This window comes from Haladaptatus rarus (assembly GCF_054177585.1).
Window position 1 is genome coordinate 128,904 of record NZ_JBPEHG010000002.1, and the last position, 24,642, is coordinate 153,545.

The 24,642-nt window shown below is 61.9% G+C and carries 23 protein-coding genes and 1 pseudogene; 11 read left to right on the forward strand and 13 right to left on the reverse strand.

All coding sequences use genetic code 11. The annotated features are described in order from the left end of the window. Positions 1-35 precede the first annotated feature (35 nt). From menE to ACR3FE_RS05790, 3 genes are read right to left on the reverse strand one after another with little or no spacing between them, the layout of a single operon-like run. A complete protein-coding gene (gene menE, locus ACR3FE_RS05780; RefSeq protein WP_458206138.1) occupies positions 36-1,565 on the reverse strand; it encodes an o-succinylbenzoate--CoA ligase in 1,530 nt (509 codons plus the stop codon). Continuing rightward, entirely contained in the window at positions 1,562-2,626 is a 1,065-nt protein-coding gene (locus ACR3FE_RS05785; protein WP_458206139.1) for a mandelate racemase/muconate lactonizing enzyme family protein, read from the reverse strand. Before ACR3FE_RS05785 ends, menE begins: the two co-directional genes overlap by 4 nt. A 19-nt stretch (positions 2,627-2,645) precedes the next feature. Next, positions 2,646-3,587: a 1,4-dihydroxy-2-naphthoate polyprenyltransferase gene (locus ACR3FE_RS05790; RefSeq protein WP_458206140.1), complete on the reverse strand. Its 942-nt coding sequence runs from the start codon at positions 3,585-3,587 to the stop codon at positions 2,646-2,648. Positions 3,588-3,719: 132 nt separating this feature from the next. On the opposite strand from ACR3FE_RS05790, the gene ACR3FE_RS05795 reads away from it, so the two are divergent. After that, positions 3,720-4,289 (forward strand): helix-turn-helix transcriptional regulator, encoded by a 570-nt coding sequence (locus ACR3FE_RS05795; protein ID WP_458206141.1) that lies wholly within the window; start codon positions 3,720-3,722, stop codon positions 4,287-4,289. Positions 4,290-4,449: 160 nt separating this feature from the next. Here ACR3FE_RS05795 and ACR3FE_RS05800 read toward each other — a convergent pair whose 3' ends face one another. Further along, positions 4,450-5,199 (reverse strand): DNA-directed RNA polymerase subunit epsilon, encoded by a 750-nt coding sequence (locus ACR3FE_RS05800; protein ID WP_458206142.1) that lies wholly within the window; start codon positions 5,197-5,199, stop codon positions 4,450-4,452. A gap of 457 nt (positions 5,200-5,656) precedes the next feature. Here ACR3FE_RS05800 and ACR3FE_RS05805 point away from each other — a divergent pair, with 457 nt between their 5' ends. Next, the gene (locus ACR3FE_RS05805; protein WP_458206143.1) at positions 5,657-6,160 is read left to right on the forward strand and encodes a GNAT family N-acetyltransferase; all 504 of its coding nucleotides are present in this window, start codon (positions 5,657-5,659) and stop codon (positions 6,158-6,160) included. A gap of 239 nt (positions 6,161-6,399) precedes the next feature. Here ACR3FE_RS05805 and ACR3FE_RS05810 read toward each other — a convergent pair whose 3' ends face one another. Further along, positions 6,400-7,296 (reverse strand): 1,4-dihydroxy-2-naphthoyl-CoA synthase, encoded by an 897-nt coding sequence (locus ACR3FE_RS05810; protein ID WP_458206144.1) that lies wholly within the window; start codon positions 7,294-7,296, stop codon positions 6,400-6,402. A 179-nt stretch (positions 7,297-7,475) separates the two neighbouring features. Here ACR3FE_RS05810 and ACR3FE_RS05815 point away from each other — a divergent pair, with 179 nt between their 5' ends. Beyond that, entirely contained in the window at positions 7,476-8,636 is a 1,161-nt protein-coding gene (locus ACR3FE_RS05815) for a pyridoxal phosphate-dependent aminotransferase (protein ID WP_458206145.1), read from the forward strand. A gap of 48 nt (positions 8,637-8,684) precedes the next feature. Here the strand turns inward: ACR3FE_RS05815 and ACR3FE_RS05820 are convergent. Beyond that, a pseudogene (locus ACR3FE_RS05820) lies at positions 8,685-9,759 on the reverse strand (tubulin/FtsZ family protein). Between the two features lie 84 nt (positions 9,760-9,843). Here ACR3FE_RS05820 and ACR3FE_RS05825 point away from each other — a divergent pair. The 4 genes from ACR3FE_RS05825 (at position 9,844) to ACR3FE_RS05840 (ending at position 12,650) form a co-directional block, all read left to right on the forward strand. Further along, positions 9,844-10,230 (forward strand): DUF7286 family protein, encoded by a 387-nt coding sequence (locus ACR3FE_RS05825; protein ID WP_458206146.1) that lies wholly within the window; start codon positions 9,844-9,846, stop codon positions 10,228-10,230. Continuing rightward, a complete protein-coding gene (locus ACR3FE_RS05830) occupies positions 10,157-10,525 on the forward strand; it encodes a DUF5791 family protein (RefSeq protein WP_458206721.1) in 369 nt (122 codons plus the stop codon). Before ACR3FE_RS05825 ends, ACR3FE_RS05830 begins: the two co-directional genes overlap by 74 nt. Before the next feature lie 37 nt (positions 10,526-10,562). Further along, positions 10,563-11,402, forward strand: a complete 840-nt coding sequence (locus ACR3FE_RS05835) for an SDR family oxidoreductase (RefSeq protein WP_458206147.1) — start codon at positions 10,563-10,565, stop codon at positions 11,400-11,402. Positions 11,403-11,468: 66 nt separating this feature from the next. Further along, positions 11,469-12,650 (forward strand): DHH family phosphoesterase, encoded by a 1,182-nt coding sequence (locus ACR3FE_RS05840; RefSeq protein WP_458206148.1) that lies wholly within the window; start codon positions 11,469-11,471, stop codon positions 12,648-12,650. On the opposite strand, the gene ACR3FE_RS05845 is transcribed toward ACR3FE_RS05840, so the two are convergent. Further along, entirely contained in the window at positions 12,651-15,077 is a 2,427-nt protein-coding gene (locus ACR3FE_RS05845; protein ID WP_458206149.1) for a DUF5059 domain-containing protein, read from the reverse strand. A 156-nt stretch (positions 15,078-15,233) separates the two neighbouring features. Between ACR3FE_RS05845 and ACR3FE_RS05850 the strand changes: the two genes are divergently transcribed. Together ACR3FE_RS05850 and ACR3FE_RS05855 are read left to right on the forward strand one after the other, a co-directional pair. Further along, positions 15,234-16,373, forward strand: coding sequence for a DUF373 family protein (locus ACR3FE_RS05850; protein ID WP_458206150.1), 1,140 nt, complete (start codon positions 15,234-15,236; stop codon positions 16,371-16,373). A gap of 38 nt (positions 16,374-16,411) precedes the next feature. Next, on the forward strand, positions 16,412-17,116 hold the full coding sequence (locus ACR3FE_RS05855) for a diphthine--ammonia ligase (RefSeq protein ID WP_458206151.1): 705 nt from the start codon (positions 16,412-16,414) through the stop codon (positions 17,114-17,116). A 159-nt stretch (positions 17,117-17,275) separates the two neighbouring features. Here ACR3FE_RS05855 and ACR3FE_RS05860 read toward each other — a convergent pair whose 3' ends face one another. Beyond that, positions 17,276-18,250 (reverse strand): sugar phosphate nucleotidyltransferase, encoded by a 975-nt coding sequence (locus ACR3FE_RS05860; protein WP_458206152.1) that lies wholly within the window; start codon positions 18,248-18,250, stop codon positions 17,276-17,278. Between the two features lie 89 nt (positions 18,251-18,339). Between ACR3FE_RS05860 and ACR3FE_RS05865 the strand changes: the two genes are divergently transcribed. Further along, positions 18,340-18,642 (forward strand): hypothetical protein, encoded by a 303-nt coding sequence (locus tag ACR3FE_RS05865; RefSeq protein WP_458206153.1) that lies wholly within the window; start codon positions 18,340-18,342, stop codon positions 18,640-18,642. Positions 18,643-18,659: 17 nt separating this feature from the next. On the opposite strand, the gene ACR3FE_RS05870 is transcribed toward ACR3FE_RS05865, so the two are convergent. Beyond that, on the reverse strand, positions 18,660-20,615 hold the full coding sequence (locus tag ACR3FE_RS05870) for a bacterio-opsin activator domain-containing protein (protein WP_458206154.1): 1,956 nt from the start codon (positions 20,613-20,615) through the stop codon (positions 18,660-18,662). A 193-nt stretch (positions 20,616-20,808) separates the two neighbouring features. Between ACR3FE_RS05870 and ACR3FE_RS05875 the strand changes: the two genes are divergently transcribed. Next, positions 20,809-21,105, forward strand: a complete 297-nt coding sequence (locus ACR3FE_RS05875; RefSeq protein ID WP_458206155.1) for a transcriptional regulator — start codon at positions 20,809-20,811, stop codon at positions 21,103-21,105. Between the two features lie 70 nt (positions 21,106-21,175). Here the strand turns inward: ACR3FE_RS05875 and ACR3FE_RS05880 are convergent, their stop codons facing one another. The 4 genes from ACR3FE_RS05880 to ACR3FE_RS05895 form a co-directional block, all read right to left on the reverse strand. Then, entirely contained in the window at positions 21,176-22,093 is a 918-nt protein-coding gene (locus ACR3FE_RS05880; protein ID WP_458206156.1) for an alkaline phosphatase family protein, read from the reverse strand. Positions 22,094-22,373: 280 nt separating this feature from the next. After that, positions 22,374-22,784, reverse strand: coding sequence for a Rieske (2Fe-2S) protein (locus ACR3FE_RS05885; protein WP_458206157.1), 411 nt, complete (start codon positions 22,782-22,784; stop codon positions 22,374-22,376). A 63-nt stretch (positions 22,785-22,847) separates the two neighbouring features. After that, complete coding sequence (locus tag ACR3FE_RS05890) at positions 22,848-23,708, reverse strand: aminotransferase class IV (protein ID WP_458206722.1); 861 nt, start codon at positions 23,706-23,708, stop codon at positions 22,848-22,850. A gap of 44 nt (positions 23,709-23,752) precedes the next feature. Next, positions 23,753-24,352 (reverse strand): anthranilate synthase component II, encoded by a 600-nt coding sequence (locus tag ACR3FE_RS05895; protein ID WP_458206158.1) that lies wholly within the window; start codon positions 24,350-24,352, stop codon positions 23,753-23,755. Between the last annotated feature and the right edge of the window lie 290 nt (positions 24,353-24,642).

Consider the following 24,642-nt stretch of genomic DNA (forward strand, 5'->3'; position numbering starts at 1 on the left):
CGGGAGCAGGGTTAGCGGAGCCGGAAGCGACTGGGTTACCGGAGTCGTTCGCGCACTGCATCGCGGTCGACCGTCCCCGACGCGGTTCGCGGCAACTCTGTCGTGGTTTCGACCACGCGAGGGTGTTTGTAGCCAGCCAGCCGACCGTCACAGAAGGTTCGAATCGATTCGACCGTCACCACGTCGTCCGTTGCTGGCACCACGAGCGCACCGACTCGTTCACCCCATTTTTCGTCCTCGATGCCGACGACTGCCACCTCCCGAATCTCGGGATGGTCGAGCAAAACGTCGATGACTTCGCCGGGATGGACGTTTTCGCCCCCGGTGACGATTCTGTCGGAGCGCCGGTTCAACACCCAGATTCGACCACCTTCGTCGCGGTAGCCGACGTCTCCTGTGTGGAATCCATACTCTCCAAATGCGTCCTCGGTCGCGTCTGGGTTCCGGTAGTAGCCCGCCATCACCGCCGGTCCGGAGACGACGAGTTCGCCCGGCTCACCCACCTGAACCGGGTCGCTATCGTCGCCAACGACCGTGACCGCGGTGAACAGGAGCGGCCGCCCAACGGTTCCGACGTGAGAGAACGCCTCGTCTGGTCGTGCAGTGGCGATCTGTGACGCAGTCTCGGTCATCCCGTAGGTGGGGCAGACTGGAACGTCCCGCCGCTCGCACTCCCGGATGAGGTCGTCACGCGCGGGCGCACCCCCGAGGAGGACGAACCGCAGTGAGTCGGGGAGGTCGCCCGTCTCCAGCAGTCGCCGAAGCATCGTCGGAACGAGCGAGATGCCGGTCGCTTCGTGTTCGTGAAGCTGTGCCAGCGTTTCTTCGGGGTCGAATCCCTCCTGTACGACGACCGTCGTTCCGTACAGCGTCGAACGCAGGAGTGGCGCGAGACCGCCCATGTGGTACGTCGAGAGACAGAGGTGCCAGCGGTCGTCGGAGAGGACGCCCAGCCGAAACGCGGAGGCAGTCGCGCTCGCCAGCAGATTCCTCATCGTGAGGACGACCGCCTTCGGATTCCCGGTCGTCCCCGACGTGAACAACATCACCTGCGGGTCGTCGCGCGACCACTCTGGGCTGGTGATATTTGACCCCCTACTCGCCGAATCCGACTCCCCATCTGTCCCATCCGCTTCACCACCTGCACCGAGTGTCGCCCAGTCCGACGAATCGACCGAGATGAACGGAACGTCGTCGACGGCATCGCGGGCGACCGACTCGGTCGCTCGTTCGCAGACGAGTGCCGACAGGTCGGTCGCCGCGACCTGACGCCCGAGTTCGGGTGTGGCGAGGCGGACGTTCAGCGGGACGAGTACACAGCCAAGTCGCATCGTTGCGTGGACGAGTCGAACCGCCGCCATCCGGGTCTCCATCAGGATGCCGAGGTGGTCTCCCGTCCGAAGACCCAGTTGGGCGAGCTTCGTCGCGGTCTCCTCGACCGCCGAATCGAGGTCTGCGTACGTCCACTCGGTTCCGTCCGCGGCTTCGACGATAGCGGCCTTTTCTGGCGATATCGCGGCACGGTGGGCGAGCCAATCGTTCGTCTTCGTCTCGTTTCCGTTCATAATTGCCCCCACGTATCGGCGATGCCGTTGCCCGGTTCCTGTGGGACGCTGATCGACCCATCCACGATTCGTGCGCGGTCGGGGCCGAGGTCGCGGGCCAGCATCGTCCCGGTTGCGAGACCACTGGCCGGTCTGTCGGGAATCGCTGCCGCGACGTGGATGGCCGCCGTTCGAGCGACCACTGCGTCGATGGTCGTCGTCACGACCGGGGTGACCCCCGCATCACGGGCCTGCTTTGCGACCGAGACCGCTTTGTCCGGTCCACCGAGCACCATCGGTTTGCAGACGATCACGTCGGCAGCATCCGCGTCGAGCACGGCTGCGACCGACCTTTCGGCTATCGATTCGTCAGCCGCGACGCGAACCGAACGGCCACGAAGTTCGGCAAGTCCTTCGAGGTCGTCCGCTGCGACGGGCTGTTCGACGTAGGCCACCTGCAGTGGATCGAGTTTGTGGAATGCTTCGCGCGCCTGCGCGAGCGACCACGCCCCGTTCGCGTCTACGCGGAGTTCCACGTTGGAGCCGACTTCGTCACGGACTGCTCGCAGCCGGGCCACGTCGTCCGTGACCGAGCGCACACCGACCTTGATCTTCACCGATTCGAACCCTGCTTCCACCGCTTCGTTCACCGCTGCGACCGTCTCGTCGGGCGAACAATCACCCACAGTCGCGTTGAGGGGGACTGCTTCGACGTGTTCGGGGCCGCCGAGCTGTCGATAGAGCGGTTCGTCGGCCCGTTTCGCTCGAACGTCGGCCAGTGCGAGTGCGAGCGCGTGACGTGCTGCGGGCGTCAATTCGAGGTCGTCGAGGGTGGCTTCGAGATCGGTAAGGGCGGTTTCCGAGTCCTCGGGGCTTTCTTCGCGGTCGTCTATGTCTGTCAGTGCGGCCTGACAGGCTGGAAGCGATTCGGTCCATCCCGGTAGCGGTGTCGCCTCGCCGATTCCGACATGGTCGCCGACTTCGATCCGAACGAGCACTCCCTCTCGGTGCTCGATCGTACCTCGCGCAGTAGCGAGGGGGGATTCGAGGGGGAGCGAAAATTCGCGGGTTTCGATTCTCATGGTTCTGTCTCGTCGTTCTTCACACCATCATTCCGAGGGCGAACAGGGCGGAGTGGATGGCCAGCAGTTTGCCCGTCTGTTCGAGTGCCGGATTGAGCGCCTCGCCGGAGGTTTTCGTGAGTACCGTTCGAGCGACCATCACGGCGTATGGTCCCGTGAGCAGGGGAAGGAGGACACCGACTCCGAACGCACTGCTCGTCCAGAAGTAGATCGGAACGAGGTATGTGAGCGCCAGCATCCCGACGTACTCGGCGCGACTGGCTCGGTAGCCGATGAGCACCGCGAGCGTCTTCTTGCCAGCCTTCCGGTCGGTCTCCAGGTCGCGGAGGTTGTTCACGACGAGGATGTTCGTCGAGATGGCCGCGACGGGCAGGCTTGCGAGGAAGGACGTCCACGTCACGGTTCCTGCCGGGACTGTGAGCGCGAGTGGCGCTGCGAGTACCTGTGCGGCCTGCACGTAGAAGGTTCCCATCACGGCGACGACGCCGAAGAAGACGAAGACGAAGAGGTCGCCCAGTCCGTGGGAGCCGAGTGGGTACGGGCCGCCTGCGTAGGCGATACCACTGACGACACTGGCGAGTCCGATGACGAGGATCGGTAGCCCGCCGACGTAGACGAGATAGACGCCGACGAGGATGGCGAGCAGGAAGGTGGCGTACATCGCGCGTTTGACCTCGCTCGGTGGGATGAGTCCCGACTGCGTGACGCGCGTGAATCCCTTCCGTTCGTCGGTATCGACGCCCTTCACGGCGTCGTAGTAGTCGTTGGCGAAGTTAGTGCCGATCTGGATGAGCGCCGCGCCGACGAAGGCGGCGAGCGCGGGAAGTGGGGCGAACACTCCCTCGTGGACGGCGAGCCCAACGCCGACGAAGATCGGCGCGGCGGCGGCGGGGAGGGTGTGCGGTCTGGCCGCCATCAACCACGCCTTCGTGCGAGAGATATCGGTCGCCGTTTCGGTCATTACTGTGGTAGTTCTGACGTGAGGGCCATAGCGTCTACGGTTCAGTACCAGAGACATTCGACAGACGCCGACGATGATTGGTTTACACTTTCCGTAAACTACATCTGCAGTTGACGCGACGTGTAAATTACGATGGCCCAGCTCGTCGAAGACGTACCGATACCGAGAGATATCGTCGGTGACGTGGCAGACCGTCAGGCCGTCAGCGATACTGACCTGACCGAAGCATTGGCGACGATCCACGACGACCTGATAGATGGTGCCGACGCCATTCACGAGTACTACGTGAGTGAGAACGACGGGAATCGGGCACCACTTATCGGAGGCGACGGTCTCGTCGAAGTCATCTTCGTCGACCCCGAGAGATGGACGCAGATGGCGGAGCGACTCGGTCTTTCGGACGATATCGGGACCGCTACGAAGGCCGCCCACGCCGCTTACGCGAAAAGACTCGGTGCCGAAGAACACGTGCTCGCCGGACGGGACGCGCTCGTCATGCCAGCGCACATCCTGTCACGACTGGTTCGCGCAGGACTCTCGCCGCGACAGGCCGAAGTGCAGGTCTTGCGAATGGAGGGGACAACGCAGGAGGAGATCGGCGATAAACTCGGACTGGAGGTCGGCACGGTCAAGTCCCACTGCCATCGCGTCGACCAGAAGGTCGCCGAGGCGAGACGGCTCCTCACCCTCCTTGATGAGTGATCGAACTTCACAGCGATTCGAAGCGACGAATGACGGGACGCGTCTTCCATTTAAGTGGTTCTCGCGACAACGGAAAGATACGAGGAAGGTTCCTTCGTCTTCTCTTTCCTATTCTAACCGGTAGAACCGGCTTACAGCCGAGTGTTCACTTTCCTCGCTCTCACTTATTGCTCCGCTCTCCTCGACTCGTCAGACTCGGCAGGTTCGGGTCGCGGTGCGGGTTCCGACCGTGGACGGCGAACTCGATCCCCTGTTCGTCTATCTGCTCTTTGAGCACCCGCCGGAGTCGGTTAAGGCTCGTCACGTCCAGTCCGTGCTTCTCCGCGAGGTTCGTGAACCGGGCTTCGTCGGTGAGCGAATCGAACTGGTCGTAGAGGTCGCTCAACCGTTCGGGTGGTAGCTGGCGAATCCACTCACTGTCGTGCAGTCCGAGGTAGTGCTCGCGCTCCCGATCCACGACGTGGCGGATGACGACCAGCGCAACCTTCGGGATGGCCCGCTGGCTGCCGAAGGCTCTGAGGTCGAGTTCGGCCATGACGCCGATAACGCAGTCGCGTTGCCACGGCGTCAGTGCGAGGTCGTTGCAGAGCGCGTGGCTGACTCGAAGTTTGTCGAGGTGGTGCATCCGACTGCTGTGGCCCGCCATCGCCGAGTGGCGCTCCTCGTGCAGTCGGCGAAGGCTCTCGCTCACGTCCGCGTCCGGCGACTGTGCGCGTCCGATGAGCGTCGCGCTCGGTGTGACCGGCCCCCACTTACGAACCGACTCGTCGCGCTGGAGATCCGCCCGCCGGACTGCGCCATCCCCCGGCAGTCGGCTGAGTGGCCGGTCTCGCGGGTCGTCCGGCTCGGCAGTCGCTCCTGACCGCCACTGCCAACTGGCTGCTTGTGAGTCGCCGTCTCTTCGCCGCATCGTTCTCCCCTACTTGGTCGAGGTAGTTCAAAGGTAGGTTCGAGGCAGGTCGGGCCAAGGTAATTGCCCTCGTACGCTATCGACAGCTTCGCTACCCGCTATCCAAACGCGGTGCTCACGAAAAATCAACTATCGTCAGAACCAGCTTCACTCCGTCCATATCTCTACCTTATCACGAGAACTACTTAAATCGAAAGCGAGTCGGAGAGCACGACCGTCTCGAACAGTCGTTCGAGTGAGGGTCGCTGAGCGTGATGCCGTGAGATACTGCTGCGAGAAGACCGAGGAGTGAAATCAGCGGAGATAGCGTTTGCTGGCCACGAATTGAGTGCATCAGAACGAACTCCGCTTCCTCCATATCTCTACCTTGTCACGAGAACTACTTAAAGCGAGGTCGGGTGTGCCGGGGTAACACCTGGGGGACAGTATTATCTTCACTTCCAGACAGGTGATGCACATGGGTGACAGCGTATCCGTACGAAAAACGATACCCGACGACTCTTCGGCTGTACAACGAGTCGCCCGTACCTCGTGGCACGCCGCCTACGACGAGGTTCTGGGCGAATCGAGAGTCAAGGAGATCGTCGATTCGTGGTTCGACCCCGAGAACGTCGTCGCGGACGTGAACCGCGACGAACGTCCGTTCTTCGTCGCCGAACGAGACAGCGAGGTCGTCGGATTCGTCATCGGGATACCGGACGAAGAGCGAGACGCGACGTTCCACCTCTATCGAATCTACGTGCATCCGGACTTCTGGGGTGAAGGGATCGGAACGCAACTGCTGAGACGGTTCGAGGACGAAGTGCGGAACCGCGCGGCACGGCGGATGCGACTGTCGGTCATCGAACCGAACGAGGATGCTATCGCGTTCTACGAATCGCGGGGATTCGAGCGAGTCGGCGAACAGATGGACGAACGACTCGATCTTCTGCGCTACGTTTACGCGAAGCAGTTCGACTGAATCGAATGGTCGTTCTTGATAGTACATTTCAGTACATTTCAGTACACTCGATGCTCCGGTCTGGTTGGCCGATTTGGCGGCCAGCGACCGATGAGTGCGAAATTAGCAGTGACGATAAACTGCTCCACCGCGACCGAAGGGAGGAGCGCAGGCTTTTGGTGCAGATTTTTCCAGGGGGGAAGGCCGAGACGAACGCCACGTGGCGTTCGTCTCGGCACCCGATCGCAGAAAAAGGTACGCTAGTAGTGCCAGGGGTACTCGGAGAAGTCCGGGTCGCGCTTCTCCACGAAGGCGTCCCGACCCTCCTGCGCTTCGTCGGTCATGTAGGCGAGTCGCGTGGCTTCACCTGCGAACACCTGCTGGCCGACCATCCCGTCGTCGGTCATGTTGAAGGCGTATTTGAGCATCCGAATCGCGGTCGGACTCTTGGTATTGATCTCGTCAGCCCACTCCAGCGCGACCTCCTCAAGTTCCTCGTGGGGTATCGATTCGTTCACCATGCCCATCTCCTCGGCTTCCTCGGCGGAGTAGGTCTTCCCAACGAAGAACACCTCTCGAGCTTTCTTCTGGCCGACCTGCTTGGCGAGGTAGGCCGAACCGAACCCGCCGTCGAAACTCGCCACGTCGGGGTCGGTCTGGAGGAACTTCGCGTGCTCTTCCGACGCGAGCGTCATGTCGCAGACGACGTGGAGGCTGTGGCCGCCGCCGACGGCCCATCCCGGCACCACGCAGATGACGGGCTTTGGGATGTGGCGGATGAGTCGCTGGACTTCGAGGATGTGCAAACGCCCGGCCTCCGATGCATCCTCGCTCTCTTCGTCCTCGCCCTGATACTCGTATCCGGAGCCACCGCGCACGCGCTGGTCGCCGCCGGAGCAGAACGCCCACCCGCCGTCTTTCGGTGATGGGCCGTTGCCGGTCAGTAGGACACAGCCCACGTCCGACTGGCGCTTGGCGTGGTCTAAGGCGCGGTAGAGTTCGTCTACGGTTCCAGGACGGAAGGCGTTGCGAACCTCGGGGCGGTCGAAAGCGATCCGCACCGTCCCCTGCTCTTTCGCTCGATGGTACGTGATGTCCCGGAAGTCGAACTCCGTGATCTCCTCCCAGCATTTCCCGTCGAAGAGTTCGGATACCATGCCCGAAACTGCAGACGGAGCGACCTAATAGGTTCCCGTCCGCTCCGAATCCCGTCTGCCCCCGTCCGATTCCGACCCGTCCGACTCCGATCCCGATCGATCTCGAGAACCGACGGGGTAACCCGGCAACCCGTGGGGGGTCTGCGAAGCTACTTGCCCCGAGAGACCGACGGTCGAGTATGAAGATTTCGGGGCGTGCGACCGATTTCGAGCGGTCGCAGATCCGCGTGATGTTCGAACTGGCGGAGCAACAGGGGGGTGACCTCGTCCGACTGGAGGTCGGCGAACCGGATTTCGACACGCCCGGACACATCATCGACGCGGCAGCACAGGCCGCACGGGATGGCCAGACCCACTACACGTCCGGGGCTGGCATCCCCGAACTCCGCGCAGCTATCGCCGAGCAAGCGACACGAGAGATGGGGGTCGCCATCGACCCCGAAACGCAGGTTTCGGTCACGAACGGTGCGATGGAGGCGCTTTCGTTAGCACTCGCGGCGGTCGCAGACCCGGACGATGAGGTGTTGATTCCCACGCCAGCGTGGCCGAACTACCGAAATCAGGCGAAACTGGCGGGTGCTCGACCGGTCGAGGTTCCGCTTCCAGCCGAGGATGGGTTCGACCTCGCACCCAAACGAGTCGTCGAACGGATGAACGAAGCCACTGCTGCCGTGATACTGACCACACCCTCGAATCCAACGGGCCGAGTCTACGACGAGGACGCCGTGAGAGCGGTCGTCGAGGCCGCCGAAGCGCACGACACCTACGTCATCGCCGACGAGGTGTACGCCCGCCTGACCTACGGCGACGACCACCGACGAGTCGCGTCGTACACGGATTACGAGGGATTGCTCTCGGTCGACTCCTGTTCGAAGACGTACGCGATGACCGGTTGGCGGATCGGTTGGCTCGTCGGCCCTGAGGACGTCGTCGAAGCGGCGACGAACCTCGGCGAGAGCACGACCGCCTGCCCGTCGAGCATCGGCCAGCACGCCGCGTTGGCAGCACTGACGGGACCACAGGAACCGGTTCGTGAGATGCGTGCGGCGTTCCGAGAGCGACGAGACTTTCTGGTCGAGCGCATCGAGGACATCCCCGAGATCTTCTGTCCACGTCCGGAGGGCGCGTTCTACGCATTTCTCGACGTCAGCGTGTTCGATGGCACCAGCTTCGAAATCGCCAAACGACTGCTCACCGAGTACGGTGTCGTCACGGCACCCGGTGGCGGTTTCGGCGATGCTGGTGAGGACTATCTGCGACTGAGCTTCGCCAACAGCATGGAGCGCATCGAACTCGGTCTCGATCGTCTCGAACGGATGGTCGAAGACGAGTGTCGGTGAGCAGAACGACCGCCTCGTCACCTGGCAAAACGATCGCCGAGTCACCGATCAGAACAGGTCGTCTAGTTGGTCGTTGTGGAACAGGTCTGCGGGGTCTTCCTTGCGCTCTACTGCTTGTTCGCTTCCTTCGCGCGCTCCATGAACTCCGTCATTCGCGGGGATCGCTCGATCCCGCCGAGCAGTATCTGTGATGCGAGTCGGTCGCTGTCCAGCGGGAAGTCCCCGCCGCGAACCTGCAAACTTCCGGTCTCTTCTTCGACCCAGCTCCGCGCTCGTTCGACCCCTTTCCGTGGAATCCTGTCGGGGTCGCCAGCCACGACGACGAGCGCGGAGTCCGCCTCGGTCGCGTTCGGTAGACTGAGGTTGCTCAGGATGGCTTGCCGGGTGTTGCTCGTCACGGCATTGATGTTGTCGCCGCTCTCCGCGCTCGCCTCCGCGCTCGCGTATCCGAGCGCCGCTATGCCACCGGAGCGAAGCGTGTTGATGACCTCGCTCGAATCGACCACGCTCTCACCGACGCCTTCGACTGCCTCACCCGACGCGAGGAGGAGCCCCACGCGCTGTGCGATCTGCTGGTTGATCGCGTCGAACGCTTCGCCGACGCTCTGTCCCGTCTCGTGCCACGCGTCGTTGTCGATGAGGAGGGTCGCGTCCGCCTCGCGGACGATGGTCTTCAGCGACCGACCGGCGTTCGCTTGATACATCGACCCCTCGTCGCGTCCGGGGAGGACACCGAGCGCGTAGACGGGCATCTCGTAGATCCGCTGGAGTTCGTGGATGAGCACCGGAGCGCCACCGCTTCCGGTACCGCCACCGAGTCCCGCGACGACGAAGATCGCTTCTGCTTCAGCGGTGATGCGGCCATCTAGAGCGTTCATCACCTCGCCCGAATCGCTTTGCATCACTTCTGCACCGAGTTCGTTGTCTCTGCCGACGCCGTGACCTTTCACCCGGTCTTGGCCGACGAGCACGGTATCGAGGTCGAGCGACTGTAGATCCGTTCGCGCGGAGTTGATCGCCAGGGCACCGCGAATGGCACCGAACCCCATCTGTGCGTCGAATTCCACGAGCCGTTGTGTGAGTTTACCGCCAGCTTGACCGACCCGATCAGGACGACTTTCATGCGCCATCCCACCCGTTCAGCCGTAATGAATTTTCTGTCACGACACACCTCAATTTTAAGTAGGGAAACGAGCCAACCTCGACGATGTCCGACCTCGAAACCGTAGACGAACGCCTCCGTGCCGTCGAACGTACACTCACCAACCGAGACGAACTTCCAGATGATGGTGACGATGGAGTACTCCACCACCCGACGAAGACGACGACCGACCTCGTCGCGGTACCGCCCGGAAAGACGGGTGTCGGCGACGTGGACGGTGATGCCGACGAACGCTCTCCAGGATGGTCGATTCAGAGTAACAACCCATTTGACTCGCGCGACCATCGTGACGACCATGCTCTACGACGAGATCGACGATCCGGGAGAGACGACGCCGGAAACGCTGCGCGAACAGTACGTGGCGGAACTCGCCGAGACGGTCGAATCGGTCGGTACGGACGACGTGGTCGAGCAGACGGCACTCGACCGTGAGATGGTCGAATCTATCGCCGACGGCGATGCTCCCGAAACCACGCTCGAAGATGCTGCGGCCATCCTCGCTACCAGCGACGACGCTCCTCCGAAAGATGACATCCTGCTCGAAGTGCGCGACCATCTGCTGATGGGGATGACGACCGCCTTGCTCGACGTCGATACGCTCGCCTCCGCTATCGATGGCGACCTCGGCCCGCGAGCGATTCAACAGAAGATCGAAGGGCGAGCCCCGATGACGCTCGAAGAGTACGCCCTCGTCCACCACTTCATCGCCGAACGAGGAGATCGGTAGACACCGGAGTTATCCGCGACCCGGTCGAAGCAATCGTATGAACGTCGCCATCATCGGGTGTGGGTACGTCGGTCTCGAACTCGGTCGGCAGTTGGTTCGAACGGGCCACGACGTGGTCGGTGTCCGGCGCTCTCTCGACGGGGTTCGAGAGATCGAACGGGCAGGATTCGATGGCGTGCAGGCGGACGCAACAGATGCGGATTCCCTCTCGTCGATTCCCGACGCAGACGCGGTCGTCTACGCCGCGAGCGCGGATACCCGTGACTCGGACGCCGCACGGAACGTGTACGTCGATGGCCTTCGAACGACACTCGAACAGTTCACCGGGCGTGACTCGTCACCCAAACGATTCGTCTACACGTCGAGTACGGGCGTATACGGCGACCGAGACGGGTCGTGGGTGGACGAATCGACGACACTGGAACCGCGAACCGAGCGAGAGGAGATTCTGGCCGAAGCAGAGCGGATCGTGCGCGAGGCGAGCGCAACCGACTGGACGATCGCCCGATTCGCCGGGCTGTACGGGCCCAATCGATACCGACTGGAACGCTATCTCGATGGGTCGGTGTCGGAGCGGTACTTGAACCTGGTCCACCGCGACGACGCGGCAGGTGCGATACGATTCATGCTGGACGAAGGAACAGCACGGAACGATGTCGTTCTCGTCGTCGACGACGAACCGGTTTGGAAACCGACGTTCACGGAGTGGCTCGCGGAGCGATGTGGTGTGGAACGACCCTCGATTGAACCCGCGACCTCGGAACGAGCGCGTTCGAGCAAGCGGTGTTCGAACGAGAGATTGCGGGAGATGGGCTACGAGCTTCGGTATCCGACGTTTCGGGAAGGATATCGGGATGTGGTTTCGTCATACGGATAGACCACAAACGTCTGACAAGTGTTACCATTGGGAAAAGTTCTTGTCGTCGCATATCGACCACGATGTATGGAGTTTCTGGCCGACCAGTCGGCTCGGGAACTGTTCCGGGCGGCGCAGGTCTACAGCACCGAAAATCCGATGCTCATCGTCGGTGCCACACTCGGAGTCGTCGTGCTCGCGGTGTCGCTCTGGCTAGTCGTTCGCTGGATTCGGCGACCGATGGGAGCCAGACTCAAACGAGCACTGGCGAAACGCGACGAACTCGTCGTCCTGATGCACCCGAACCCAGATCCCGACGCGATGGCCTGTGCGATCGCCGTCTCGTATCTCGCCGAAACGGTCGGCACAGAGACGACGCTCCAGTACTCCGGCCAGATTCGTCATCAGGAGAATCGGGCGTTTCGAACGATTCTCGACCTCGAACTCGAACCTGTCGAACACGTCACCGACCTCGCTGCTTCTACCATCGTCCTCGTCGATCACAATACACCTCGCGGTTTCGACGGCGCAGAACGGATCGAACCGTATGCGGTCATCGACCACCATCCCGGAAACGGATCTGGTGAAGTGTTCACGGATAAACGGACGAACTATGGCTCGTGTTCGACCATCGTCGCGGAGTACTTCGTCGAACTCGGTGCGACACCCATCGGCCCGGACGTCTCACCGGACGACGACGAGTTCGTCTTGCCGTCGGATATCGCCACGGGTCTTCTCTATGGCATCCAATCCGACACGAAACACCTCACGAATGGCTGTATCGAAGCCGACTTCGCGGCGAGCGCATTTCTCTATCAGGGCGTGGACGAACACTGCCTCGACCGGATCGCGAACCCGCAGGTGAGCGCAGAAGTGCTGGAGGTCAAATCGCGAGCCATCACCGAACGGGAGGTTCGTGGCTCCTTCGCGGTCTGCAACGTCGGTGAACTGACAAATGCGGACGCCATCCCGCAGGCAGCAGACGAACTCATGCAGTTAGAAGGAGTGACTGCCGTCGTCGTTTACGGGCGGCGTGAAGACACGCTCCACCTCTCGGGACGATCACGCGACGACCGCGTTCACATGGGAAAAGCACTCCAGACCGCCGTCTCGGATATTCCCGGAGCCAACGCGGGCGGCCACGCACGCATGGGCGGGGGGCAAGTCCCGGTCGAATCGGCGGTCGTGGCAGGCGGATTGGAGGGAAGCCTGTGGAGCGATCGGGAGTTCACCGACAGCATCTTCGACGCACTGAACGGAAACGTCTGATCACTCGACGACGATCGTTCCCGTCATGCCCGCCGCTTCGTGGGGGACGCAGTAGTACTCGTACGTTCCCTTCGTCTCGAACGTATGGACGAACGATTGCCCGGACTGCACCGCGCCTTTGCCGTTCTCCCAGCCCTCTTTGGCGGCATCTTCGGATTCGAAGCCACCCGACGCCCAGTAGTTCGCGCCGTCGGGAATCTTGCCCTGGAAGGCGGTGACGGAGTGGGGTTCGCCACCGACGTGTTTCCAGGCGACGGTGTCTCCCTTCTTGATCGTCAGCTTCTTCGGTGCGAACGAGACTGCCTTCATCTCGACGACGTGGTCTGCGTCACTGGCGACGCCCTGCTGGACGTTCGGGCCGCCTTTCAGCTTCTTCTTCGACTCTTTCTCGCCGGATCGTTTTCCGACAGGAGCCTTTCCGACCTCGCCGACGACGGCGAACTGGGCGCGAAGCGCGGCGCTGGCGAACGCCTCGCTCGCAGTATCGACGCCCTCTCCCGATTTCAGCGCCTTGGTGTAGCCGATCAGTTTCTTCTCGAAGGTCTCGTAGGTTGCGTGGTTGGCGTGTTCGAGTGCCTCGTGAACCTTCGCCTGTTCGAACTGCTTGAAAGTGTCCTGCACGACCGTCGTGGCGGGGCCGCTGAAGTCACCGCCAGCGTTCTTCACGATGGTGTAAACCGACTGGATCGCTTCGTTGCCGAACTGCTTCGATTTCGCATAGGTGTCGTCCCCTCCACCGACGCTTCCGAGTGCTTTCTCGAACGACTCGTAGCGGTCGTGGTTGGCGTGTTCCAGCGATTCGTGATAGCCGCCAGCGCCGTTCTCGAAGTGTTCGTACGTCGATTCGACGACGCTCTTTGCACGCTTCGTGTCGCCGAGTGTGGCGACTTCCGCAGCGTCGAACGCCCGCCCGGCCATGAACGTCGCTTCTGCACCGGAGACGAGCGATGCACTACCGGCCTTCTTCTCGAAGTCGAGCAAGGCCGATAGGACGCCCTCGAAGTGCTTCTTCGCCGCGGGGTCGTTTCCGTTCTTCAGCGCCGGAATCAGCCCCTCTTTCAGGTGCTCGTGTTCGAAGCGTTCGTAGAGTTTCTCGCTCTCGTGTTCGAGTGTCTCGTGGAAGCCGAGTTCGTCCTTCTCGAAGCGCTCGAAGAGCGACTGGGCGATGGTCGCGGCGGCCTTCGACTTGCCTTGCGCGTGGAGTTCCATCGCGTCCCCGAAGCGTGCGCGGAAGAATCCAGACTGGAGGATGGCGGCTTCGGTTTCCCCGACCAGCGTTTCGATTCCCTTTCGGAGACTGCTATCTATCTCTCCGAGCGAGTGCTCGATGGCTTTCGAGTTGCCCTTTCCTGCGGCAGGTGCGAGCTCTTCGAGACCGTGCTCGAACTTCTCGTAGGCGTCGTGGTCGGCGTGCTCCAGTGCTTCGTGGGCTTTCGCGCCCTCGAAGTGGGCGTAGATGTCGGTGGCCATCTGTTTCGCCTGCTTCGTCGCTCCCTGAGCAGCCAACCACTCGCTGTCTGCGGCACGGGTGCGATACGTGTTCAGTGTCGTCGCGTGCGCGAACGAAGTGGAAGGGCCGCCGAGCGATGCGAGTGCTTTCGCGTCGAAGGCCTGCGCTTGCATCACCGCGAGGTGGCCTGCCCCGGCAGTGTTCTCGGTACCGAGTTCGTACGACCCCGAGACTGCGGCGGTGACCGCGTTGTTCGCTTGTTTTCTGACGACCGCTTGCTTTCCTTTCTTCGCAGCTGAAATCGTCGTCTTGGCCGCACTCTCGAACGATTCGTAGGTTTCCGAACTCGCCGATTCGAGGTCGTCGTGGAGGCTCCCTTTCTCGAACTCGGAGAATGCTTGCTCTGCGATCCGCTTGGCTGCGCTCGATTTTCCGGCCCCGGCGAGCGTGGCAGCGTCCTCGAAGCGAGCGCCGAGCAGTTGCAGGTCGAGCGCGCCGACGTTCGTCTCACCGACGAGCGCGACCTGTGCTTTTCGAAGGTGTTTGTTGCCGAGATCGAGTTCGATCTTCGTCTCCTTCTGGTTCTTCTCTTTCAGGGCGGTCTTCAGCTGTCCGAGCGCCTCCTCGAACTCCTCGTAATGTTTCTCGCTCGTATGTTCGAGCTTCTCGTGTGCGCCCCACTCACCACTCGATTTCTCGAACCGAGCGAAGATGTCTGCTGCGACGGACGCGCCTGCGTCGAACTCACCTGCGATGCCGAGCGCGAAGGCATCGTGCAGTCGTGCGCGCATGGCGTTCCATTCGGCGGCGACGGCTGCGTTCGCCGTGACGTTCTTCGGTTTCCCGTTCGAATTTCCGTTCGGTTTTCCGTTTCCATTCTCCTCCTGTTCGCCACCGAGAGCGTTACAACCAGCAAGCAGGGAACTCGCAAGCGTCACGCCGCCCGCTTTCAACAGAGTCCGTCTATCGGTTTGCATATATTGGTTTAGGTAGACCTAAATGACTAAAACATTCCGATTTTTAGGCGCGCCAAAAGGCTAGAGGCTCTCTATCAATGTGGTGATATTCGAATACGAATATAGTGGAATAAAGACGACCTTTTTATTCCCTGACCGTCTGGATGCAGACACCGAATGAGCACGCTGGTTGTGTGTGTCGACCGTAACAACGACATCGGTCGCAAGACGGGACTGGAGATGCCCGTCGCCGGATGGGAGGCAGTCCGCTCGCTCGTCACCGACGTCGGACTCGCAGATCCGGAGGATTCGAGTGTCAACTGTCTGCTCGAAGCGCTCCGCGTCGCGCGCGACCTCCGCGACGAAGACGAGAAAACGACAGTCGCGGTCATCTCCGGCACTGCCGAGACGCGAGTCGGCGCAGACCGCGCCGTCGCTATGCAGATGGACGAACTCGTGGCAAAACACAACCCGGACTCCGCCATCATCGTCATCGACAGTGCGGAGGACGAACGCCTCGTCCCCATCGTCGAGAGTCGCGTCCGCGTCGATGCAGTGGATCGAGTCGTCGTCCGGCAGGCCCGCGACATCGAATCGACCTACTACCTGCTGAAGCAGTTCCTCGCGGACGAGGAACTGCGCCAGACCGTGCTCGTCCCGACCGGTATCGCGCTCATCGCCTTCCCGATCCTGCTCATGCTGTCCGGACCAGCGATGGCGGCGGCGGCCATCACCGCAGTCATCGGTCTGTTCACGCTCTACAAGGGACTCGCCATCGGTGACTACCTCCGGGAGTTCCCCGCGCAGGCCCGCGACGCGCTATACTCCGGGCGGGTTTCGATCGTCACCTACGTGGTCGGTGCGGGCCTCTCGCTCATCGGCGTGTTCGCTGGCGCGTACGACGCCGCACCGATGGATGCCTCCGACGGCGTTCTCATGCCAGCGATGGCGTTCATCTTCGCGAGCGTCCCGTGGATCGCGGTCGCCGCACTCACGGCGAGCATGGGTCGCCTGCTGGACGAAGCCATCCGCAACGACCGGGTGCGCAACTCCTATCTGAATCTGCCCTTCGGCGTGCTCGCGGTGGGGCTAGTCGTCCGCGGCTTCTCGGCGTACTTCTTACAGCAGGCCGAGAAGATCGCCCCGGTCGTCGTTCCGGAGATCTCGGTCGGCCAGACCACCATCGACCAGTTCACGTTAGACCCCGGCACGCGACTGGCGGTGTACGTCATCCTCGGCGTCTTCGTCAGTCTGCTCGGCGTTCGCGTGGCCACCTACGTGAGCGGAACGACGGTGGAAGAAGAACTGGTCGAGTAACCGAGTCCCATTTATCCCCGGAACCGCAACCCACCGCCATGAACCAGCAGGCGTGGGTCAGCCTCTTCTCCGGCGGCAAGGACTCCTCATGGGCACTCTACCGGGCGCTCGAAGAAGGTCTGAACGTCGAGCGACTGCTCACCGTCCATCCGGCGGGCGACTCGTACATGTATCACGTTCCGGCGACTGATCTCGCGGCCCTCGCCGCCGAGAGTATCGGCATCCCGCTCGTGGAGGTGGCGGGTGACTTCGACGCCGAATCGGCAGAAGACGCGGGCGAACAGGGGGACAAAGAGATCGAGACGCTGGAGACCGCACTCCGCGACCTCGAAGTCGACCTCGGCGGCGTCACGGCGGGGGCGGTCGAAAGCGAGTTCCAGACGAGTCGAATCCAGGCGCTCTGTGACCGTCTCGACATCGAGTTGTTCGCTCCGCTCTGGCAGCGCGACCCCCTCGAACTCGGCCACGCGATGGTCGACGCTGGTTTCGAGATTCGAATCGTACAGGTTGCTGCCTACGGACTCGACGAGTCGTGGCTCGGTCGAACCCTGGACGCAGAGGCACTGGCCGAGTTGGAACGACGCAACGACGAGTACGGCGTCCACGTCCTGGGAGAGGGAGGAGAGTTCGAGACGCTCGTGACCGACGCGCCGCACATGGATCGACCTATCGAGTTGGAATACGAGACCGAATGGGATGGGACACGAGGAACACTGCGCGTTACGGATGCTCGGTTAGGCTAAGCGTCTCCGCGAGCGAACGTCGTGAGCGAGCGGACTTTTTTGGTGCAGATTTGTTGTGCGAGCGGTGCCCGCAGCGCCGACGGCGCGAGGACACCCGAGCGGAAAGAAGGTGCGATTGAGGAAGCTGGTGCGTGAAAACAGACCGTGCTGCAGTTATCCTCAGTCTCGTCCGCCGTTCGTGATCTGTGTGTGAGCACCGATGAGTGCGCCCGCCAGATCCATGTTCTCGACGTGCGTCTTCTCGTCGATGATCGAATCGCGCACGTCGCAATCGCGAACGGTCGCATCCGGGAAGATGATGGCGTTGGTGAGATTCGCGTTGACCAGTTTCGAGCCGTCCATCACGTGGACGTTTTCACCGATGGTGGCATCCTCTACCGTCGCTGAGTCGGCGACGTAGGTGCCGCCGTCGAGATACCACGCGACGGCGTCGAGATAGCTCTCGGGCGTCCCGATGTCGAACCACGCTTCTTCGAACGAGTATGCGAACACCGGTTCACGGGTCTGTAACCACTGGAGAAACCAGCCGGGTTCGTCGGGATTGTTGCCGTCCTCGAGATACCGTTCGAGCAAGGGAAGGTTCTCGCGGGTGAAGGCGTAGCAGGCGATGGAGACGAGCGTCGAGTTGGGATCGTCGGGTTTCTCCTGGAACTCGACGACGCGTTCGCCGTCGAGTTCGACCAGTCCGTAGGATTTCGCCCGTTCCTTGCTTCCTACGTCGTAAGCCGCGAGACAGGGTGCATCTTTAGCTTCGAAGAAATCGACGAAGTCGTCGATGTCGAAGCTGATGAGGTTGTCACCCGCGATGACGAGCAGGTCGTCGTCGACCTCTTCGCGTTCGACCAGCTGTGCTAATGCACCGACGACGCCGAACTTCTCGTCCTCTTCCGAGGTGTCTTCGACGCTCAACTGCGGTTTCTCGAACTCACTCTCATCGAGGTGCGTGTGGAAATCGTCGGCGAAGCGCTCGTTCGTGCTGACGTAGACCGTGTCGATACGGTTGTCTGCTTCGAGATCGGCGAAGATGCGGTCGATGACCGTCGTTTCGCCGATCGGCAGGAACATCTTTGGCCGATGTTTCGTGATCGGCCACAGGCGCGTCGCGTATCCGCCCGCGAGGACGACGGCTTTCATAGCCGCATCGTCACTCCGGACCCGTAAGTCCTTTTTCATCTTTCGCAGGGCCACCAGAGTCAGGACAAGCGCGTCCGTACTGCTCTGTGATGGTTCGAAACCGTCACGGCTTGTCGGTCGACCCAGTTCCGTTTCTCGTCGTTTCGGGACTCGGGATGCTGGTCTGGTACTCGTCGTTGCCGCCGACGCTCGTGGCGCTCGGATTCCCTCTTTCGCACTCGCTGGTGTTCTCGACCGTCGGGGTCATCATCTCGGTGCTGGGCACCTACTACTATCTCGTCTGGACGGTGACGCCGGGTGGCCACGCGACGACCCAACAGTTGATGGGTGTCGGCTACGGACTGCTGGCTATCGTCGCGCTCTTGCTCGCCCTCGGGCTGTTAGCGTCCTGATCGTCAGCTGTTACACCCTAATCGTCGAAGAAGGCGGTGAGCAGTTCGTACTGACCCTTCCGAAGGTGATAGTGGAGCGTGGGCGATGCGATGTCGAGCGATCCCGCGATCTCCTCCGCCGTGCTCCCTCGCGGCCAGTCGTAGTAGCCCGCGAAGTAGGCGGTTCGAAGCGCCGTCTCCTGTCGGTCGGTCAAGCGCTCGGTGAGTGCCTGCCGGAACTCCTGGGCGGTCTGGATGGGCCGGTCGACGGAGCGTTTCCCGATCAGTTCCGAATCGGGGTAGGCGGCCTGGAACGTGTCTACGACCCTCCGAACGTCCGTGTCGTGGGGGACCTCTGCGACGAGGGATACCGTCCTACCGTCGGCAGTGGCGGACTGGACCGCAGCACCGGCCTCGACTAATCGCTTGACGGTCGAGGCGCCCATCTCGGTTTCGAGCACGCACCCTGACTCGTCGGTATCAATGAGCCGACATTCGGTGACCTGGTCTGCCTCGGAAACCAGCTCTTCGACGTGGTCTGGCGGTGCGCCTTCGACGCGCACGTAGTGGAGCAACTGCCCTTCCGAGGCAGGCACGAGACCGTGGAGGTGACAGCTACAGTCCAATCGACGAGAGACGGACAGGAACACCTCTCGCGAGTCGTTCACCTGGAACTCCAGTTCCACGGACGTGTCTGACAGCAAGATCTTCTTGTTCTTGGCGGCGTTGATGGCGAAGCCAATCGTATCGCCGAGGATTTCGAGCGCGTCCTGTGCTCGCTCGCTGAGAACCCCCGTGTGCGTCGAGACGAGCGAGAGCGTCCCATATACCGTGTTTCCGTACGAGAGTGGGATAGAGATCCCCGATTCGATTCCCCTATCCCGTGCTTCTTCTTGCACTGTTCGTGGTAGCAGGTCGGTCTCCCGAACGTCCTGGATGACCTGTAATTCGTCCGTTCGCATCGCCATGTCGGCAGGGTCCTCTTCGATAGCCCCCCCTATCGAGACGAGCGTGTCGAGGTAGCCGTCGATATCGCCAGCACGGCTTCGGGGAGTGACGCCGTCTCGGCTGACTTCGCTCTCGTCCGTCCACGCGAGTTCGTACAGCCCCGATTCGACCATCCGCTCGCACACCAACTGTTCGATGTCGTTGCGGGTCGCGGCGTGAACGAGTTCGTGGATGACCTCCTGTATCACCCGGTGGATCTGGTTCAGGGTCTCCAGTTCGTCGTGTTGCCGAGTCAGTTTTCGCTCCCGTTCCCGGCGGTCGGTCACGTCGCGCGCGACCCAGACGACAGCGTCTCGCCCGTCGATCTTCGTTCCGAGCGGTGTCGTCCGCGCTTCGAACCACCGTCGTCCCATCGTCACGTCCAGTTGGTACTCCATCGTCTCGATCTCGCCTGTCTCCAGCGTTCGGCGGATGTGTTTCAGAAACTCCTCTGCCCGCTCCTCGGGAAAGACGTCGTGGAGTCGTCGCCCGACCAGATCTGCCGGTGTGGATGTTGCGAGTCGTTCGGTGTTCGGCCCGACCAGCAACTCACGGTATCGTCCTTCGTCGTCGAGGAGGAACGCAACGTCCGGAAACGCCGTCATGATGGCCTCGATACGGCTCTCACCGCGGCCACCGAGGTGCTTCTCGATGGCGGTATCGATTCGTGCCAGAAGGTCGTCTCCCCCACTGACGGAATCTCGGGGGATATAGTCGCTGACTCCTGCTGCGATCGCTTCGCTGGCGATCCGTTCGCTTCCCATGCCGGTGAACAGCACGAACGGGAGGTTCGGATGCTCGTCGCGCACCGATTCGAGGAGTTCGAGTCCGTCGCCTTCTGGGAGGTCGTAGTTGGCGACGATGCAGTCGATCGCCTCGGTTCCGAGACGGGCGAGACAGTCCGCTGCGGTCGATTCGAGGCAGACGGTCACGTCGTGTTCCCGGTCGAACCGTGGTGCGACGTCGGTTTCGTGTTCCACGAAGAGAACGGTACGATTACTCGGCATGGTGAAGTCGGTTGTGTTCGTGTCGTGAGGAGGATCGCCTGCGGGGTCGAACTGCAGGTCGAATACGGAATGCGTTCGGAGTGGTCGGCCACTTCCCCATCGTAGGTTAGCCCATGCACCCAGATGGGAAAACGGTTTACCTTGTCACTTTGCTCGCGGTAGAAATTTGAACACGCGACTCGAACCGAGGGATATGCGTGACGACGAGACGACCCGCGAGCAGATCGCGGCGTTTCTCCGACAGGAATCCGCCACCCCGAGCACGCTCGCAGGGGAGTTCGACATCACTGCTGGTGCGGCGATTCGACACGTGAGACACGTCGCCCGGTCGGTCGAATCGGGTGGCGAACAGCTCCTCGTCGCTCCACCAACGTGTCAGGACTGTGGGTTCGACGCCTTCGACGACCCCGCAAATCGCCCCTCGCGGTGTCCGGAGTGCAAGAGCGAGGCCATCGAAGAACCCGCCTTCACGATTCGCAGTGAGGAGTGACCGCCGAACGCGCCCAGAGGACACCATCGGCGAACCGATTTTCTGAGACGGACGCTCGTTGCTTCCCAACTTAGCGATACCCGAGCGCTTCGAGATGGTCTTCGACTGCGGTCGCGTTCTCTTCCTCGCCCCCATTCTCGCTTTCGGGGGTGTAGGTCTCTGCGTCAGTGCCCGTGGTCACGGCCCAGGGAACCCGCTTGACGACCGAGAGCGGAACGCCCGTCGGATGGCCGTGGATGCGTCCTTCGCCGAACGCCTCGCCGTGGTCGGCGGAGATGATGACCCGTTCTGCATCGAGGTTTTCGAGGAGCAGTTCGACATCGTCGAGTACGTATCGCAGGTTTTCGAGGTACATGTCCCACGCTTCCGCTCGGCTGAGGTCGCCCCGGCGGAGTGCTGGCCAGGGCTTCGTCTCTACCTGCGTGAGCGGATCGCCGGTACGGGCCGCCCTGGACATGTAGGGCGTGTGTGGCTGTGCGTAGTGGAACAGATACCGTTCGGCGTCGACCTCGCGGGCGGTTTCGATGGCGCGGTCGGTGAGAAACCGCGGCGGGACGTTACCGAGGTCGTCGTCGTGGCCGTGTCGCCACGCCGGGACGTACGCTTTGAAGTCGTCGTCGGTGACGACGTTATCTTGCGGCCAGCCGAACGGCATCGAGACGCTTGGTGCGTATCGTTCCTCGATGAAGGCGTTGCGGTCGAACCCGTTGGCGGTGACGAGCGCCGTTTCACGAATGTCCGAGAGATGGTCGGTAGTGAACGTCTTGACGAGCCATTCGTAGGAGCCGCTGCCGACAGACAGTATCGAGCCGATGCGCTCCTCGTCGAGGAAGTCGTACTCGTCTGCGACTGCTAGTAAGGCATCGACGCGGCAGGCGTCGAGGATGATGAGCGCGTCCCAATCGAGGTCGTACACGTTCGTCGCGAACGAGTGCCGCGAGGTGAGGGTGAACCACGAACCGAGATACGTACACCAGAGGGCCTGCATCAGTGCGCGTGAGGGGTTCTTTCGAAAGTTCTCTCGAAATTCAGAAACCCATCCTCGAAAGCTAACGGGCATTTTCTGAACGTATATCAAATGAAGAAAGTATAGTTTATGAACGTAATCAAACACGATACTGACGGTAGTATATACTGTTAATTTATATTTGATCAGTTACTCGTGGTACCGTTCTCGGGGGTTCACTGACTGTGTGCGTTCGTTCTCTCACAGGCTTCGCCGCTGTCGAAGCGATGGCTGGCGCTCGCCTCCGTTGGATATTCGGACCCTAATCGAATCCCAGCGACCGATTCGAAGAGAGGTCGTACTCCAGAGACGAGCCCTGCTGGACGAACTCGTAGTCCGAGTCGGTGAGATACACCACGTCGTCCTCGACGGTGATCTCTATCGCGTCGAGCACCGCACCCTCGCAGGGACCGTAGGTACAGACGCCTGAGTCGGATTCGAACAGCGCGCCGTGTTTCCCGCAGACGAGTTCGCCGTCGCGCACGGTCGCGCCGTCACCCTTGTCGAGGCGCACGTCGGTCCAGTGCTGACAGTAGTTTCGCCACGCCTCGATCTCGCCGTCCTGCTCGACGAGAATGGCCTCTTCTTCGTCGAATCCGTTTCGAATCGTGAACAGAAAGGTCGTGTCGTCCGGAATCTCGGCAACGGCGGCGATTCGGCTGTCCTCGTCCATCGGATACGGATTATCGACGCGAACGCTTGAGACTTTTCAATAGTGGCGCGATTCTACGAGTTTTCAATAGTGACGTGACTCGACCAGCGCGTCGAATGCGTCCACGAGTTGCCGGGTAACGCGACCGACCTCGAACTCGCTGTCGTCCATCCGTGAGATGGGTCGAACTTCCCACGTCGTGTTCGTCAGGAAGGCTTCCTCGGCGTGCCGCACGTCGTCAGGTTCGTACCGGCCTTCCTCGGTCGGGATTCCAGCGTCTGCTACGAGTTCGAGGACGACCCGGCGCGTGACTCCCGGCAGGACAGGCCCCGAGAGGAAGGGCGTGTGGAGCACGCCGTCGCGGACGAAAAACAGGTTGCTCGTCGCCCCCTCCGCGATAGCCCCGTCCGAATCGAGCATGAGTGCTTCGTCGGCATCGGTTTCGAGTCGGGCGAGGATGCCGTTCAGATAGTTGTGTGTCTTCGCGTGTGCGGGGAGCGCGGCGTCGGGGATGCGCCGGGTTTCGACCACCTCGGCAGTGGCAGGGGCGTCCCACACCGTTCCGCCGGAAGGATCGCCTCTACCTCCGCGCGGGAGTTCGGCGACGATGACGACGACGGTCGGGTCTTCCACAGGGCCGGGCGAGAGTTTTCCCGGTTGTACCCCTCTCGAAATCGAGAGTTTGACGTAGGCCTCCCGCAGGTCGTTCGCGTCGAGCGTCTCGCGGATTCGCATTCGGAGGTCGTCGTCGCCGATTCCGTGGTCGAGCGAGAGCGCCTCGCAGGTCGCGTGCAGGCGGTCGGCGTGTGCCTCCCATTCGAACACTTCTCCGCCGTAGGTCCGCAGGGTTTCGAACGCCGCGTCACCGTACATGAACCCACGGTCGCGGACGCTCACCGTAGCTTCGTCGGCGGGCACGAGGTCGCCGTTCACGTGGTAGTGCATGGGTCGAAATTCATGGATCTCAGTTCGGTCGATACTGGTGTCCTTCAGGCGATACGTCGCCGGTCTTCCGTCGCGCTGTCGCATTGCTCACAGAAGTTCTGAACGAGTCGCTTCCCCTCGTCGGTGAGGATGCTCTCGGGGTGGAACTGCACGCCGACGTGGGGGCGGTCGGCGTGTCGCACGCCCATCATGATCTTGCGCTCGTCCGCTGTGTGGGCCGTCTCCACCAGCACGTCGGGGATGTCGTCTCGTTCGACCGCGAGCGAGTGGTAGCGCCCGACCTCGAACTCGTCCGGTAATCCCGCGAAGATTCCCTTCCCGTCGTGGGTTACCGTCGAGGGCTTGCCGTGAACGACTTCGGGGGCGTGAACGACCGGTGCGCCGTGGGCCGCACAGAGTGCCTGATGGCCGAGACAGACCCCCAGCGCGGGGTAGGTCGTCTCCGCGAACACCGCGACCGAGACGCCAGCGTCCGCCGGCGTTCCGGGGCCGGGCGAGACGACGATTCCGTCGGGGTCGAGTTCGCGGATACCAGCGACGTCGATGGCGTCGTTACGGCGGACGACCACCTCGTCGGCGAACTCGCCGACGTATTGGACGAGGTTGTAGGCGAACGAGTCGTAGTTGTCGATGACCAGGATCATTTTCGTGTGCGGAGTGTTCGTGCGCGGTTCGCGTAGTGTGTGAACCGCGCACGAACGTGTTGGTCGATGTTGGAAGTCTCACAGGTAAAAGGTGCTGGTCGTCGTTCGGGATGGACGATTCTCTCTCCCAGTATCCGTCGAAGCCTCTGCCGATCTTTTCGTACGGAAACCAACAACGAGGAAGCAGCGTACCAGAAAGCCCTCGTGGACTAGGCTCGCGCGAACCGCCCTGCGCTACCCGTCGCTCACTTCGTTCGCTCCTGCGGTGCTTGGGGGTTCGGGCTTCGCCT